Here is a 14,461-nt window from a genome sequence, read left to right on the forward strand (position 1 = left end):
AACCGCAGGCGGTCGGGCGGGCTCTAGGGCGCGTAGGACCCGCGCTCGATCACGGCGGCGAAGAAGCCGTCGGTCCCAGCGCGATGCGGGGTCAGCCGCAGATAGCCTTCCGGCGTCAGGTGTTGTTCGATCCCGGCCAAGGTGATCGGCTTCACGGAGAAGCCCGGATGACGCTCGACGAAGGCCGCAACGCGATCCTCGTTCTCCTCGACCAGCAGCGAACACGTCACATAGATCAGGCGGCCGCCGGGCTTCACGAAGTCAGCGGCGTCGGCCAAAACCGCGTCCTGCTCGATCTGGCGCTTGGCCAGCTGGTCGGGCGACAGACGCCACTTGGCGTCCGGGTGGCGGCGCCAGGTGCCCGAACCGGTGCACGGCGCGTCGACGAACACCAGGTCCAGCTTGCCTTCCAGGCCCTTCAGCGGTTCGCCCTCGATCGGCGAGCGGATCTGCAGGTTGCGGATGCCGGCCCGCTGGCCGCGGCGGATGGTGTCGGCCAGACGGCGGGCGTCGCTGTCGTGGGCGTAGATCTGACCGCTGTTGCCCATGGCGGCGGCCAGGGCCAGGGTCTTGCCCCCGCCCCCGGCGCAGAAGTCCAGCACCTGCTTGCCCTTGATCAGGCCAGCCGTGGCGGCGGCGATCTGCGAGCCCAGGTCCTGAACCTCGAACCAGCCCTTGGAGAAGGCCGGCACGGCCTCGACCGAGGGGGTACGATCGGCCGCGCCGGGGGCGGGAATACGGAAGGCGGTGTCCAGAACACCCGCCGGCTCGGCCCCGATCAGGGCCACGGCCTTGGCGCCGCGCTCGACGTCGGTCTTCAGGAGGTTGATGCGCAGATCGACTGGGGCGCGCTCGGCCAAGGCGGCCATCTCGGCGGCGCGGTCGTCGCCCAGGGCGCGCGCCAGCGACGGTTCCATCCAGTCGGCATAGTCGCCGGCCACGGCGGGCGGCGCGTCGGTCAGGGCGCGCGGCGCGACGATCCGCTCGCGCTCCGCATCGGTCAGCGCGCCCGGCCCGTGGTCTTCGGCCGCGGCCTCGGCGATCCGCTCCAGCGACCATTTCCAGTCCTGGGCCAGCACGCCCAGCACCACGCCGCGCGGACTGTCGTCGCCCATCATCCAGCCCAGCGAGCGCTTGCGGCGCAGGGCGTCCAGCGCCAGGCCCGAGACGAAGGCGCGGTCCTTGGAGCCCGCATAGCGGGCGCTCTCGCCCCAGCGCTTCAGCGCCATCCGTACGGGGAAATGACGCGTCTCGATCTCGGTGAGGACCTCGATCGCCGCTGCTAGTCTGCCGCCGTCGCGCATTTTTGCTTTCAGATCACCAGGGCCACCAGGATCAGGCCAATGCCGATCACGGAAGCCAGCCAGACCAGCGACCGGGCGACCGGCACGCCGAAGGCGTAGAGAAGGATGTAGATCGCCCGCGCCCCGACATAGAGCACCGCGCCGTGGGCCGAGAGCATGCCCAGCCGGCCGCCCAGATAGGCGACCAGCACGGCGGCGGCGAAGAACGGGAAGGTCTCGCGGAAATTGGCGAAGGCGCGTTCGAGGCGCCCCGCCATGCCCGTCAGCACCACCGGCGTGTCGCGAGGCCCGACGTTCCACTTCAGACCGCGCTGCGGCTGGGCGGCCGCGGCCGCCCAGAACAGTTGAACCAGGCCGATCACGACGGCCCAGCCCAGCATCTGAAGTTCAAGGGCCATCCGCACCGGCTAGACCGCGCTCGGATAGTTCGGCGCTTCCCGGGTGATCATCACGTCGTGGACGTGACTCTCCCGCAGACCAGCGCCGGTGATCCGCACGAAGCGGGCCCGTTTCTGGAATTCCAGAATGTCGGGCGCGCCGACATAGCCCATGGCCGCCCGCAGGCCGCCGACCAGCTGGTGCAGCACCGGAGCGATCGGCCCCTTGAAGGGCGTCTGGCCCTCGATGCCTTCCGGCACCAGCTTGAAGCTGTCGGTGATGTCCTTCTGGAAGTAGCGATCGGCCGAGCCGCGGGCCATGGCGCCCACCGAACCCATGCCGCGATAGCTCTTGTACGAGCGCCCCTGGTACAGGAACACCTCGCCCGGCGCCTCTTCGGTGCCGGCGAACATCGAGCCCATCATGGCGGTCGAGGCCCCGGCCGCGATGGCCTTGGCCAGGTCGCCCGAATATTTGATGCCGCCGTCGGCGATGACCGGCGTGCCGCTCTCGCGGGCTGCGCGGACCGCTTCGGCGATGGCGGTCAATTGCGGCACGCCCACGCCCGCGACGATACGGGTGGTGCAGATGCTGCCGGGACCGATGCCGACCTTCACCGCGTCGGCGCCGGCGTCGATCAGGGCGCGGGCCGCGTCGTAGGTGGCGATGTTGCCGGCCACGATCTGCACGCGGTTGGCTTCGCGCTTGAGGCGGCTGACCGCCTGGGCGACCTGGCTGGAGTGGCCGTGGGCGGTGTCGATGACGACGACGTCGACGCCGGCGTCCACCAGGCCCATCGAGCGCTCGAAGCCGGCGTCGCCGACGGTCGAGGCCGCGCCGACCAGCAGCCGCCCCTTGTCGTCCTTGGCGGCCAGGGGGTGGGCCTGGGCCTTCTCGATGTCCTTGACGGTGATCAGACCGACGGCGCGATAGGCGTCGTCGACGACGATCAGGCGCTCGATCTTGTGCTTGCGCAGCAGCTCGCGCGCTTCGCGGTGATCGACGCCTTCCGAGACGGTGATCAGGTTGTCGCGGGTCATCAGCGCCGAGGCCGGGACCTTGTCGTCGCCCTCGAACCGCATGTCGCGATTGGTCAGGATGCCGACCAGCTTGCCCGACTTCTTCTCGACCACGGGAAAGCCCGAGATCTTGCGCCGCGCGGTGATCTCGCGAACCTCGGCGAGGGTCGTGTCCGGATTGATGGTCAGCGGGTTGATGACCATGCCGCTTTCGTAGCGCTTCACCTCGCGCACGTGGTCGGCCTGTTCGTCCACCGTCAGGTTGCGGTGCAGGATGCCCATGCCGCCGGCCTGGGCCATGGCGATGGCGAGCCGGCTTTCGGTGACCGTGTCCATGGCGGCGGACACGAGCGGGATGTTCAGACTGATTTCACGCGTGAACTTGGTCTCGGTCGTCACCTGGGTGGGCATGACGTCTGACGGACCGGGTTCGAGCAAAACGTCGTCGAAGGTGAGCCCTTCGCGAATCTCCATTGGAGTCTCCATTTTGCGAGCCGCGTATACCTACGCAGGTCGTCCGTGTCGACTCGCTTGGCGGCATAAATGGGGACGAATTGCCGCCTCGCAGCCCCGATCTGAAAACGATGGACCGGGTCGACACGCCGAGACGCCGCCTAGCGCCCCTTGAACCCCGTCGCCACCAGGAACACCTCGGAGCTGTCGCTGCGGCTGGCCTTGGGCTTGAAGTGAACGACCTTGTCGAAGTGCTTCTTCAGCTGGGCGATCACCGCCGCCGTCTCGCCGCCCTGGAAGGCCTTGGCCACGAAGGCCCCGCCGGGCTTGAGCACCTCGATGGCGAAGTCCGCGCCGATCTCGATCAGGCCGACGATGCGCAGGTGGTCGGTCTCGCGATGGCCCACGGTGTTGGGCGCCATGTCCGACATCACCAGGTCCGGCGCGCCGCCCAGCAGCTCCAGCATCTTCGGCGGACAGGCCGGGTCGGTGAAGTCCATCTCCAGGATGTGGGCCGGGGCCACAGGATCGACCGGCAGCAGGTCGACGCCGACGATGTCGGTCACGCCGCGCTCGGTGGCCATCTGCAGCCAGCCGCCCGGCGCGCAGCCCAGGTCGATGACCTTCGCGCCCTTCCTGAAGAACCGATACTTGTCGTCGATCTCGCTGATCTTGAACGCCGCGCGGCTGCGATAGCCCAGCGCGCGGGCCTTGGCCGAGAACGGGTCGTTGATCTGCCGCTCCAGCCAGTGCTGCTGCGAGGGCGTGCGGCCGAACGCGGTCTTAAGGCGAGCCGGCTTGGTGCGGCCGCTGTCATTGCCGCCGGCCGGCGGCTTGACCATGCGCTTGCGGGGAGGTTCGTCGTTCATGCATTCACCGTCGAAGGGCGGGACGCCCGACCGGAGCCGCCTCGCCGACGCCGGCGCGGCTTCTTCTGCTGATCGGACATCAGGGACATCAGGAGACCTTCTCTAAGCCCCCGATCGGCGACACGCACGCGAGAACACGGCCAAAGCTCCTGGACGGCCTGCAGGATCGCCGCCCCGGCCAGCACCAGGTCGGCCCGATCGGCGCCGATGCAAGGCTCCATGGCCCGCTCCCGGGCGGTCAGGGTCAGCAGCCGATCGGCCGCCGCCTCGCATTCGTGGCGCTGCATCCACAGGCCATCGACGATGTTGCGGTCATAACGCGGTAGCCCAAGGTGCAGGCCCGCCAGGCTGGTGATGGCGCCGGAGGTTCCGACCATGTGGGCGCGGCCGCTCTCGAACAGCCGCCGCATCGGCTCGGCGTGCGGAAAGGCCTCGATCCGCGCCTTGACCGCATCGACCATGGCCCGGAACCACCCCTCCTCCACCCGCTCGCCTTCGGGGAAGCGCTCGGCCAGGGTGACCACGCCGATCGGGATCGACAGCCAGGCCTTGATCGGCAGCTTCCAGGCCGCGAACTGGCGCGGCTTGCTGTCCAGCCCGCCGCCCTTGAGGTCGACCCACGACAGCTCGGTCGAACCGCCGCCGACGTCGACCACCAGGGCGGCCTCGGCGTCGCGGTCGAACAGGCTCATGCAGCCGGCCACCGACAGCTGGGCCTCCTCCTTGGGCGTGATGATCTGCAGCCGCAGGCCGGTCTCCTCGGCCACCCGGCGCACGAAATCGGGACCATTGGTCGCACCCCGGCAGGCCTGGGTGGCCACGGCCTTCACGCGCACCACCTTGCGACGGCGGATCTTCTCGGCGCAGACCTTCAAGGCCGCCATGGAACGGTCCATGGCCTCTTCGGAAAGCTGGCCGGTCTGGGACAAGCCCTCGCCCAGCCTCACGATTCGGGAATAGGCCTCCACGACGCGAAAGCCGCGCGGCGAAGGGGTCGCCACCAGGAGGCGGCAGTTGTTCGTACCCAGGTCGAGCGCCGCGTAACACGACTGCTCGCCTGGCGGCCGGCGCCGGCCAGAGCCCGAAGGCTGAGGCGCGCCGGGCGCTCGCGGCGCCTCCGACATGGTCTTTCCACCTTGTCTCGCAGGCGATTCATGCCGAACCACCTCACTTCGAAAGCGAGCATAGCGGCGAGATTCCCGCGCCGGAAGGCCTCGCCTTGTCATCCGACGGCGGAAGTCTACGTTCAGGTTCTAGTCAGGAGACTCATGTAGGCTGCTCGACATGAATTCGAGACTTGCCAAATTCGCGATCGGCCAGGTGGTCAGGCACCGGATCTTCCCCTTCCGGGGCGTGGTGTTCGACGTCGACCCCGTGTTCGCCAATACCGAGGAATGGTGGAACTCCATTCCCGAGGACATCCGGCCGACCAAGGACCAGCCGTTCTACCACCTGCTGGCCGAGAACGACGACAACACCTACGTCGCCTACGTCTCCGAGCAGAACCTGTTGGCCGACGAGACCGGCGAGCCCGTGGGTCATCCGCAGACGGCGGTGATCTTCGAGAGCTTCGACCACGGCGCGTACAAGCTTCGCCCCCGGATTTCGCACTAGGCGCAAGCTCTATCCGGTCGACCTAGGTTCTCGCGCAAAATCCGAACGGAATTTGCCGCGAACCAGGCGTAACGTCGTTTCATGAGCGCAGATGGTTTTGGCAGCGGCCCACCCCCCGGCGCGGCCGCCGATTGGACGATCGACCAAGGCTGGGACAACTACGCCCAGGCCGAGCACGAGGTCTGGATCACCCTTTACGAACGCCAGACCGCCCTGCTGCCGGGGCGGGCCTGCGACGCGTTCCTGCGCGGGCTCGACGCCCTGGACCTGCACCGCTCGGGCATTCCCGACTTCAGGCGGATCAACGAGGAACTCCAGCGCCTGACCGGCTGGCGCGTGGTGGCCGTGCCGGGCTTGGTGCCTGACGACGTGTTCTTCGACCACCTGGCCAACCGCCGCTTCCCCGCCGGCCAGTTCATCCGCAAACCACACGAACTGGACTACCTGCAGGAGCCGGACATCTTCCACGACGTCTTCGGCCATGTGCCGATGCTGACCGATCCGACCTTCGCCGACTATATGCAGGCCTACGGCCGCGGCGGCCAGCGGGCTCTCGGCCTGGGGCGGCTGGCCAACTTGGCCCGCCTCTATTGGTACACGGTCGAGTTCGGCCTGATGGAAACCCCGGAAGGCCTGCGGATCTATGGAGCCGGCATCGTCTCCTCGCGCACCGAGTCGATCTTCGCCCTCGACGATCCCTCCCCCAATCGCATCGGCTTCGACCTGGAACGGGTGATGCGCACCCCCTATCGGATCGACGACTTCCAGCAGGTCTATTTCGTCATCCCCTCGATCCAGACGCTGCAGGAGGTGACCCTGCGCGACTTCGGGCCGCTCTATGACCGGCTGGCCGGCGCCAGCGACCTCGGCATCGCCGAGATCACCGCCGCCGACCGGGTGATCACCGCGGGAACCCAGGCCTATGCGAAGACCGGCGGGCGGCTGGCCTCGGCGGGCGGCTGACCCTTCAGGCCGAACAGGATCCGAACGCCAGGGATGCGCCGGACGATCTCGTAGGTGGCGAAGCAGCCGGCGAAGGTCAGGACGATCAGGATCAGCGCCTCTACCGGTTGAGGCAGGCTCAGCTTGGCCAGGTGGTGGGCCATCACCACGATCAAGGTCTGGTGGACCAGGTAGAACGGGAATACGCCCAGGGTCAGGTAACGCAGGGCCGGTCCGCCCCGGTTAAGGTGCTTGGCCCCGAAGCCCAGGATTGCGGCGATCGAGCACCAGGCGTCGGTGGGATGGACGAAGCGCATGACCAGGCGCATCCATTCCGGCGGGATTGGCGTGTCGTTGCGATAGACATAGGCGTACGTCGCCCAGCCCAGATAGCCGGCGACCGCCAGGCCCAGGGCCGGCCAACGGGCGGCGATCAGCCGTTGGCGCAGCACCTCCGACTTGGCCAGGCCGAACCCCAGCAGGAAGGCCGAGAACGACACCGCGTGCACATAGTGGTCGCCGACCAGGGCGTGGGTCTCGCCGAAGCGCGGATAGAGCGTGGCGCGCAGCAGGCCCAGGAACAGGATCGGCCACAGGACCAGGCCCGGACCACGCAGCGCCGCCTCGGCGGCCGCCTGCAGATGAGCGCCCAGTCGCCGCCAGACCAGCAGCAGACCGGCCAGCACCAGGGTGTAGAACAGCAGGTAGGCCACGAACCACATGTGGTTCCAGGTCGGGGTGACCAGGCAACCCTCCGGCGCGCACCAGCGGCCAGAGGCGGTGACGTACTTGGTCCAGAAGTCCCCGTAGGACGTGAAATGCAGCGACGCGCCAGGGTGGGCGGCTACATACTCGACGATCTGGTAGTAGGACTGCGGCGGGACGATCACGAACATCGCGAACAGCAGCGGCGGTAGCAGGCGGGCGATCCGCGTCCCGGTCAGCTCGCCGACCGTGACCTTGTCGGCCATGAACCGGGTCGCCGCGCCGGAGACCAGGAACAGCAGCGTCAGGCGCCAGGGATTGGTCAGGAACATCGCCAATTCCAGCTCTTCGACCGGATGGGGCGATTTCACGTGCCAGTCCCAGGGCACATAGAACATGCCGACGTGATACAGGATCAGCAGGAAGAACGCGCCGACCCGAATCCAGTCGAGGTCGTAGCGGCGATCAGGGATTGAAGCGCTCAAGGGCATGGCGAGGCGTCCGGCTTGAAAAACGATGCAGACGTCGTGACCCGGACCGACACCGGGAGCCAAGCGGCCGGGGACCGGCGGTCGCCGGCAGGGACGAGCGGAAAAGCGAGAGGGACCAGCGGCGCGCTTTTCGGGATGAGCGGCGAAGAGCGCCAGGGCGTCTGGCGCGCCTGGCTTCTCGGCGTGGGCCTGATCTCGTGCATCGCCGTGGTCAATGTCCTGACCATTCGCCACGACGCGCCGCGCCTCGGCACGCTGGCGCCGGCGATCTGGGAATCCAGCAGCGCCCTGGTGACCATGGTGATCTTCATGATCCCCGCCGCCGTGGCGGTGTGGACCACCCGGACAGCGCCGCGCTGGTGGCGGTCGGTTCCCGTCCACCTCGCGGCGGTCGTGCTCTATTCGGTCCTGCACGTCGCGGGCTTCGTGGCCCTGCGCAAGCTGGCCTATCTGGCGGTGATGGACGGTCCGTACCGGTTCGGTCCGCTATCGAGCGAATTCCCCTACGAGTTCCGCAAGGACCTGCTGGCCTACGGCCTGGCCTCGATCATCTTCTATCTGTCGCTGAGGCGCAGCGCCCGCGAGGCCGCCGCCCAGGCCCAGACGGCGACGGCGGCCGCCAGCTTCGACATCCGCGACGGCGCGCGGCTGGTGCGCGTCCCGGTGTCGGAGATCCTGGCCGTGCGCTCGGCCGGCAACTACGCCGAGTTCCTGCTCGCCGACGGCCGGCGGCCGCTGATGAGGTCCTCGCTCAGCGCCCTGGAGACCGGCATGGCCGGGCACGGCTTCGTGCGCACCCATCGCTCCTGGCTGGTCAATCCGACCCGGGTGACCGGCCTGCGCCCTGAAGGCTCGGGGGACTACGCGATCGAACTCGGCGCCGTCGAGGCCCCGTTGTCGCGGCGCTTCCCTCAAGCCTTGGCGACGCTGCGTGGCTAGTCCAGCAACAGGCCCATGACGATGTCGTCGTCGACCGCGCCGTCCGGCAGCCTCCCTCGCCCGATCATCCGCCCCTCGATCCTGAAACCCAGGCGCTCGTAGAGCCGCTGGGCGCCGAGATTGGCCGCGCCGGTCCACAGCTCGATCCGGCCGACCGGCGGCGCCATCGTCCGGGCCGTGTCGATCAGGGCGCGGAACAGGGCCGAGCCGACGCCCCTGCCCTGCCAGTCCGGATCGACCGCCACGGTCAGGTCGGTCAGCACATGGGCGAAGATCGCGATCTTCATCCGCTCGACGTGCAGTTCGCCGCACAGCACCCCGTCGGCGCTCTCGGCGATCAGGTTCACGCCGCCTTCGGAGGCCGCCGCCAGGGCGTGGGCGACATAGTCGGCCGTCACCTCCTCGGGCTGGCGGGCCAGGCCGCCGGGCTGGGCGGCGACCTTGCGGTGCAGCGCCAGGACGGCGGCCGCGTCGTCGGGCGTGGCGGGACGAACGGTGAAGTCGCGCATGATCAGGCGGCTCGCTGGAACGGATAGAAGTCGCCGCCAAGCTCGAGGATCGCGGTCAGTTCGTCCAGCGCCTCGCGGCTCTCGACGATCAGCGACGGGTCGGACAGGTCGGCGGGCGCCAGGTGGTCACGATAGCGGCGCTGGGCCCAGGCGTTCAGGCGATCGTGCAGGACGGCGTCGAAGCGCTGTCCGAGGTTGGTCGCCGCGAGCTCCGCCTCGGTCAGGACCACCCGCAGCCGCAGACAGGCCGGACCGCCGCCGTTGCGCATGCTCTGGCGGACGTCGACATATTCCACCCGGCCGATGGGGCCGTTCGAGCTGGCCAGGCCTTGGGCGGCCGCATGGGCCCGCGGATTGTCCCGCGTCTCGCCGGGGGCCAGCAGCACCAGACGATCCTCGCCGGGCAGGACCAGGAGCTGGGAATTGAACAGATAGCTCTTGACCAGGTCGTCCATCGGCAGGTCGGCCTCGCTGATCTCGACGAAGGCCGGTTCGAACAGGCCCTCGGCGGCGCGGCGGACGCCTGCCTCCGTCGCCGCGCGATCCTCGAAGGCGCGCTCGTGGAACAGCAGGCATTCGCGCGTGCCGACGCAGACCACGTCGTTGTGGAACGCCCCGCCGTCGATCGCCGCCCGGCCCTGGCGGGCGAAGACGCCACGCGCCGCGCCGTGGCGGCGCTCGACCGCCTCGAAGGCCTCGCGGGTCTGGCGGGCCGGATAGCGACCGGCCCAGTGCTCCCAGGCCTCGCGACCCCAGACGAACAGATTAACCCCGGGCTCGCCATGCTCGGCGCACAGCCGCACATGGTTGGCCGCGCCCTCGTCGGCGAAGTGCGGCTGGGCCGGCAACGGATCGTGCACGGCGAACCGGTCCTCGTCTGGGAACAGCCGCCGCAGGCTGCGCGCGGTCTGCGGCCCCTCGAGGCTGCGATGCAGGTTGGTCAGCAGGTTGGCCGGGGTGAAGTGCACGCGGCCGTCGGTCGTGTCGGCGCTGGGCGTGACCGTGGCGGCGTTGGCCGCCCACATCGGCGAGGCCGAGCACGCGGCCGCCGCCAGGGCCGGCGCGTCTTTCCAGGCCTTTTCAAGGACCTGCGCATCAGAACCCGAGAAGCCGATCGATCGCAGCAGCGCCAGGTCCGGCCGCTCGTGCGGCGGCAGCACGAACTGCGGCACGCCCCAGTCGGCCAGCTTGCGCATCTTGGTCAGGCCCTCCAGCACCGCGGCGCGCGGGTTGGAGACCTCGCCGGCGTTGGTCTGGCTGGCGATGTTGCCCGGCGACAGGCCGACATAGGAGTGGGTCGGCCCCACCAGACCGTCGCAATTGGCTTCCGTCGCGCGCGAGGTCATTCGCGCAGTCCTCTGATATCACTCAAGGTATTGACCACGCCTTGCGCCTCGAAACTGGCCACCGGATAGGCGCAGTAGTCGGCCGCGTAGTAGGCGCTGGGCCGATGGTTGCCCGAACTGCCCAGGCCGCCGAATGGCATGGTCCCGGCCGCGCCGGTGGTCGGCCGGTTCCAGTTGACGACACCCGCCCGGATCCGCTTCAGGAAATGATCCCAACGCGTTGTTTCATTGGAGATCAGGCCAGCCGAAAGGCCGTAGCGCGTGGCGTTGGCGGCGGCGACCGCCTCGTCGAACGAGCCGACCCGGCGCACCTGCAGCAGCGGCGCGAACAGCTCCTCGTCGGGCACGGTCTCGCCGGTCACGTCGACCAAGCCCGGCGAGACGAAGGCCCCGCTCAGGCCGCCGACGGCCGCCATGGCGCGCACGGCCTGCCCCGGCATGGCCTCGGCGCCCGCCAGGGCCATGGCGGCGGCCCGGTCCGAGATCAGCGGCCCCATGAACGGCTCCTCGCGACCGTTCCAGGGACCGATCACCAGCCGTTCGGACAACGCCGCCACGGCGTCGATCACCGCTCGCCCCGTCGCGTCGTCCGGCACGATCAGGCGCCGGGCGCACGAGCAGCGCTGGCCGGTGGTGATGAAGGCCGACTGCACGACCAGGGCCGCCACGGCCTCGGGATCGCCGGCGTCCCAGACCACGAGCGGGTTGTTGCCGCCCAGCTCCAGGGCCAGGATCACGTCCGGCCGATCGGCGAAGTGGCGGCGGAAGAAGGCCCCGGCGGCGGCCGAGCCGGTGAACAGCAGGCCGTCGATCTCCCGGTCGATCAGCGCCTGGCCGACCTCGCGGCCGCCCTGCACCAGGTTGACGACGCCGGGCGGCGCGCCGGCCGCTTCCAGGGCCTCGACCAGCAGTTGGCCGGCCAGGGGGGTCTCTTCCGACGGCTTGAAGACCACCGTGTCCCCGGCCAGCAAGGCCGGCACGATGTGGCCGTTGGGCAGGTGGCCGGGGAAGTTGAACGGGCCCAGGACCGCCATCACGCCATGCGGGCGGTGGCGCAGCACGGCGCGGCCGAAGGCCATGTCGCTGGCGTGCTCGCCGGTCCGCTCGTCATAGGCCTTGATCGAGGCCTCGACCTTGCCCGCCATCGAGCCCAGCTCGGCCTTGGTCTCCCACAGCGCCTTGCCGGTCTCGCGGGTCAAGGCCTCGGCGAAGTCGCCCGTGCGGGCCACCAGCACGTCCTTGTAGCGGCGCAGGACGGCGATCCGTTCTTCACGCGGCAGATCGGCCCAGGCCGGAAAGGCCTTGCGGGCGGCCGCGACGGCCGCGACGACGTCGGCAGGTCCCGCCGTCGCCTGACGCCAGATGATCTCGCCGGTCGCCGGATCAATAGAAGTCGCCTCCGCCCCCGCGCCCGACCGCCAGACACCCTCGATGAACACGCCGCTCATGCCTTCACCCGCACCATTTCGCCGTCCTTGACGCCCAAGGCCGCCGCGGCGTCCCGTCCGATGATCGCGCTCTCGCCGTCGACCAGCACCGGGACGCGCACCGCCCGGAAGCGGTCCACGGCGCCCGAGCAGATCAGGGCCTCCTCGCCATAGGCGTCCTCGCCCAGCCGGACCCGCAGCCGCCGGCCCTCGCGCACGGTCTTGATGTCATCGCGCCGCGCCGCCACCGTCGGGCCGGCGTCGAAGATGTCGATCAGGCCCGAGAAGCGAAAGCCTTCGCTCTCCAGCATGGCCCGCGCCGCCTCGCCCTCGCGATGCACCCGGCCGATGGTCTCGGACGCCGCCTGGGGCAGCAGCTCGGCATAGATCGGGTGGCGCGGCGCCAGGTCGAGGATGAACTGGCCGTCGGTCGAGGCGCTCATCATGTCGGCCTCGTCGAACTCCAGCCGGAAGAACTTGCTGGCCACGTGGTCCCAGAAGGGGCAGCCGCCATCCTCGTCGAACCAGCCGCGCAGTTCAGCCAGCACCATCTCGGCGAAGCGCTGCGGCTCCAGGCCGATCAGCATGTAGCGCGACTGGGCCAGCAGCCGCCCCGCCCCGCCCTTGCGGCGCTCCGGCTTCAGGAACAGCGAGCCCACCTCGGACCAGCCCGCGCATTCGTTGACCAGCACCAGGGCCCGGTGGTCGAAGCGCTTGTCCAGGGTGGGCGAGGACTGGGCCAGGGTCACGACGCGGAACGAGAAGTGCGGGCGCTTCAGGCCCACCCCCGCCTTGACCCCGGCCACGCCGACGACGTCGCCTTCCGCCAGGTCCTCGAGCATCAGGGTGTACCAGGCCTCCGGCGCGGCCACCTCGGAATGGAAGCTGGCCCGGGACAGGTCCAGGCGCGCGCGCAGGGTCTGCTCGTCCTCCGGCAGGCTGGTGAAGCCGCGGCCGGACAGGACGGCCAGCTCCATCAGGCTGTCGAAATCGGCGGGCATCGCGGGACGGACGACAAGCATGCTCAAACGGTCTCCGCGAGGTCGGTCATGGCGGCGCGCAGGGCGGGACCGTCGATCTCGCCGCTGGCCAGCTTCATCAGGATCAGGGCCGACAGCTGGGCGCGCTCCACGAAGCTGTCGGGCCAGGCGTGCTCGGCCTCGCTGTGGATGTCGCCGCCGCGCACGCCCAGGGTGTCGACATTGGGCAGGCCCGAGGCGAACAGGTTGTTGCCCTCGCAGACCCCGCCGGACGGTTTCCAGGCGATGTCCTGGCCCAGCAGGGCGCCGACATCCTTGATGGCCCCGAACAGTCGCTGTTGGGCGACGTTGAACGGCTTGGCGCCGCGGGTGATGCGACCGTGCAGGTGGGCGTGAAGGCCCTCCCCGGTCGCGCCGACGATCCTGTCGACCTCGCCCTCGAACCAGGCGACGTCCTCGGCGGCCGGGAAGCGGACGTTGAACCGCACCACGGCGACGTCCGGCACCATGTTCAGCGGCGAGCCGCCGTCGATCTTGGCGATGTTGCAGGTGACCCCGTCGCGCAGTCCGTTCAGGGCGTGCAGGGTCTGGGCGATCCTGGCGGCCTCCATCACCGCGTTACGGCCGGCGGCGAAGTCGCGGCCGGCGTGGGCGGCCTTGCCGCGGACCACAATGTGGAAATTGCCCGAGCCCTTGCGGGCGCTGGCCAGGGCGCCGTCGGCCAGGGCCGGCTCGTAGGTCAGGCCCACATGCCCCTGGCGCGCGAATTCCGCCAGGATCGGCGCCGAGGCGACCGAGCCGATCTCCTCGTCCGGCGACAGCAGCACGCGATAGCCGACCTTCTGCGCCAGCGGATGGCGTTCGAAGGCCTCCAGCGCCGCCAGCATCACCGAGATCCCGCCCTTCATGTCGGCGATTCCCGGCCCGTGCAGGGCGCCGTCGGGCCGCGTGGCCACGGTCTGGAAGCCGGAGGTCTCGGGATAGACGGTGTCGTAGTGGCCGGTCAGCACGACCTGGACCGGCGCCTGGGGCCGCACGACCACGGCGATGGCCGCCGGATGCGCCTGCTCGCCGATCCGCCCGTCGGCCCCGACCTCGGGCGAGGCGCCCAGCGGGATGTCGGTCGGCGCGGCCGGTAGGCTTCCGAACGCGTCGAGCAAAACCTGCCGTTGGCGCTCGAGGCCGGCCAGGTGCCGGCTTCCCGAATTTATGGCGCACCAGGTGACCGCCCGATCGATGATCAGCGGGCCTTGGCCGGCCAGATGTCGCAGAACGGCGCGATCCTCGTCGTTGAGTCGCATGAATCCACTGTCTCCCTCAGTTCAAACTAAACCAAGGGCCGCGGACAATTCGTGCTTCCTCGAACCTGGAAACCGGTCGCCCACGCAACAGCCTTGCTCCGAACGCGGTCCGATCCCGGTCAAGGCCAGGTCGGTGTTTCGGATCTGTCACGCGCCTCAGGGCCGACCAGGCGGGACGGCGCGG

At 69.6% G+C, this 14,461-nt stretch carries 14 protein-coding genes; 3 read left to right on the forward strand and 11 right to left on the reverse strand.

Annotated features, from left to right (window positions below; all coding sequences use genetic code 11):
- Positions 1–23 precede the first annotated feature (23 nt).
- The 5 genes from AC07NX_RS04990 to AC07NX_RS05010 all read right to left on the reverse strand — a co-directional run bounded on the left by AC07NX_RS04990 (position 24) and on the right by AC07NX_RS05010 (position 5,147).
- On the reverse strand, positions 24–1,304 hold the full coding sequence (locus AC07NX_RS04990; RefSeq protein WP_494639654.1) for an RsmB/NOP family class I SAM-dependent RNA methyltransferase: 1,281 nt from the start codon (positions 1,302–1,304) through the stop codon (positions 24–26).
- 8 nt (positions 1,305–1,312) lie between these two features.
- The gene (locus AC07NX_RS04995) at positions 1,313–1,708 is read right to left on the reverse strand and encodes an MAPEG family protein (RefSeq protein WP_494639655.1); all 396 of its coding nucleotides are present in this window, start codon (positions 1,706–1,708) and stop codon (positions 1,313–1,315) included.
- Positions 1,709–1,711: 3 nt separating this feature from the next.
- On the reverse strand, positions 1,712–3,175 hold the full coding sequence (guaB, locus tag AC07NX_RS05000; protein WP_035077220.1) for an IMP dehydrogenase: 1,464 nt from the start codon (positions 3,173–3,175) through the stop codon (positions 1,712–1,714).
- A gap of 140 nt (positions 3,176–3,315) precedes the next feature.
- Positions 3,316–4,023 (reverse strand): RlmE family RNA methyltransferase, encoded by a 708-nt coding sequence (locus AC07NX_RS05005; protein ID WP_494639657.1) that lies wholly within the window; start codon positions 4,021–4,023, stop codon positions 3,316–3,318.
- Positions 4,020–5,147, reverse strand: a complete 1,128-nt coding sequence (locus AC07NX_RS05010; protein ID WP_494639659.1) for a Ppx/GppA phosphatase family protein — start codon at positions 5,145–5,147, stop codon at positions 4,020–4,022. The genes AC07NX_RS05005 and AC07NX_RS05010 overlap by 4 nt, the downstream gene beginning before the upstream one ends.
- 160 nt (positions 5,148–5,307) lie before the next feature.
- On the opposite strand from AC07NX_RS05010, the gene hspQ reads away from it, so the two are divergent.
- A complete protein-coding gene (gene hspQ, locus AC07NX_RS05015) occupies positions 5,308–5,637 on the forward strand; it encodes a heat shock protein HspQ (RefSeq protein ID WP_494639661.1) in 330 nt (109 codons plus the stop codon).
- A gap of 81 nt (positions 5,638–5,718) precedes the next feature.
- A complete protein-coding gene (gene phhA, locus AC07NX_RS05020; RefSeq protein ID WP_494639663.1) occupies positions 5,719–6,600 on the forward strand; it encodes a phenylalanine 4-monooxygenase in 882 nt (293 codons plus the stop codon).
- Here the strand turns inward: phhA and AC07NX_RS05025 are convergent.
- Positions 6,558–7,769, reverse strand: coding sequence for an acyltransferase family protein (locus AC07NX_RS05025; RefSeq protein ID WP_494639665.1), 1,212 nt, complete (start codon positions 7,767–7,769; stop codon positions 6,558–6,560). The two genes, phhA and AC07NX_RS05025, sit on opposite strands and share 43 nt — an antisense overlap.
- Positions 7,770–7,910: 141 nt before the next feature.
- On the opposite strand from AC07NX_RS05025, the gene AC07NX_RS05030 reads away from it, so the two are divergent.
- Complete coding sequence (locus tag AC07NX_RS05030) at positions 7,911–8,714, forward strand: LytTR family DNA-binding domain-containing protein (protein ID WP_494639667.1); 804 nt, start codon at positions 7,911–7,913, stop codon at positions 8,712–8,714.
- Here AC07NX_RS05030 and AC07NX_RS05035 read toward each other — a convergent pair.
- From AC07NX_RS05035 to AC07NX_RS05055, 5 genes are read right to left on the reverse strand one after another with little or no spacing between them, the layout of a single operon-like run.
- A complete protein-coding gene (locus AC07NX_RS05035) occupies positions 8,711–9,223 on the reverse strand; it encodes a GNAT family N-acetyltransferase (protein WP_494639669.1) in 513 nt (170 codons plus the stop codon). The two genes, AC07NX_RS05030 and AC07NX_RS05035, sit on opposite strands and share 4 nt — an antisense overlap.
- A gap of 2 nt (positions 9,224–9,225) precedes the next feature.
- Complete coding sequence (gene astB / locus AC07NX_RS05040) at positions 9,226–10,569, reverse strand: N-succinylarginine dihydrolase (RefSeq protein WP_494639671.1); 1,344 nt, start codon at positions 10,567–10,569, stop codon at positions 9,226–9,228.
- Complete coding sequence (astD, locus tag AC07NX_RS05045) at positions 10,566–12,017, reverse strand: succinylglutamate-semialdehyde dehydrogenase (RefSeq protein WP_494639673.1); 1,452 nt, start codon at positions 12,015–12,017, stop codon at positions 10,566–10,568. Before astD ends, astB begins: the two co-directional genes overlap by 4 nt.
- Positions 12,014–13,018, reverse strand: coding sequence for an arginine N-succinyltransferase (locus AC07NX_RS05050; RefSeq protein ID WP_035077201.1), 1,005 nt, complete (start codon positions 13,016–13,018; stop codon positions 12,014–12,016). Before AC07NX_RS05050 ends, astD begins: the two co-directional genes overlap by 4 nt.
- Positions 13,019–13,020: 2 nt before the next feature.
- Positions 13,021–14,277: a hydrolase gene (locus tag AC07NX_RS05055; RefSeq protein WP_494639675.1), complete on the reverse strand. Its 1,257-nt coding sequence runs from the start codon at positions 14,275–14,277 to the stop codon at positions 13,021–13,023.
- Between the last annotated feature and the right edge of the window lie 184 nt (positions 14,278–14,461).

This window comes from Caulobacter sp. GW821-FHT09A05 (genome assembly GCF_059418465.1).

Excerpts from the sequence above, each read along its gene's own strand:
- AC07NX_RS05010 (WP_494639659.1), bottom strand. The coding sequence starts at position 5,147 with ATGTCGGAGGCGCCGCGAGCGCCCGGCGCGCCTCAGCCTTCGGGCTCT.
- astD (WP_494639673.1), bottom strand. The coding sequence starts at position 12,017 with ATGAGCGGCGTGTTCATCGAGGGTGTCTGGCGGTCGGGCGCGGGGGCG.
- astB (WP_494639671.1), bottom strand. The coding sequence starts at position 10,569 with ATGACCTCGCGCGCGACGGAAGCCAATTGCGACGGTCTGGTGGGGCCG.
- AC07NX_RS05030 (WP_494639667.1), top strand. The coding sequence starts at position 7,911 with ATGAGCGGCGAAGAGCGCCAGGGCGTCTGGCGCGCCTGGCTTCTCGGC.
- AC07NX_RS04990 (WP_494639654.1), bottom strand. The coding sequence starts at position 1,304 with ATGCGCGACGGCGGCAGACTAGCAGCGGCGATCGAGGTCCTCACCGAG.
- guaB (WP_035077220.1), bottom strand. The coding sequence starts at position 3,175 with ATGGAGATTCGCGAAGGGCTCACCTTCGACGACGTTTTGCTCGAACCC.
- AC07NX_RS05035 (WP_494639669.1), bottom strand. The coding sequence starts at position 9,223 with ATGCGCGACTTCACCGTTCGTCCCGCCACGCCCGACGACGCGGCCGCC.
- AC07NX_RS05005 (WP_494639657.1), bottom strand. The coding sequence starts at position 4,023 with ATGAACGACGAACCTCCCCGCAAGCGCATGGTCAAGCCGCCGGCCGGC.
- AC07NX_RS05055 (WP_494639675.1), bottom strand. The coding sequence starts at position 14,277 with ATGCGACTCAACGACGAGGATCGCGCCGTTCTGCGACATCTGGCCGGC.
- phhA (WP_494639663.1), top strand. The coding sequence starts at position 5,719 with ATGAGCGCAGATGGTTTTGGCAGCGGCCCACCCCCCGGCGCGGCCGCC.
- AC07NX_RS05050 (WP_035077201.1), bottom strand. The coding sequence starts at position 13,018 with ATGCTTGTCGTCCGTCCCGCGATGCCCGCCGATTTCGACAGCCTGATG.
- hspQ (WP_494639661.1), top strand. The coding sequence starts at position 5,308 with ATGAATTCGAGACTTGCCAAATTCGCGATCGGCCAGGTGGTCAGGCAC.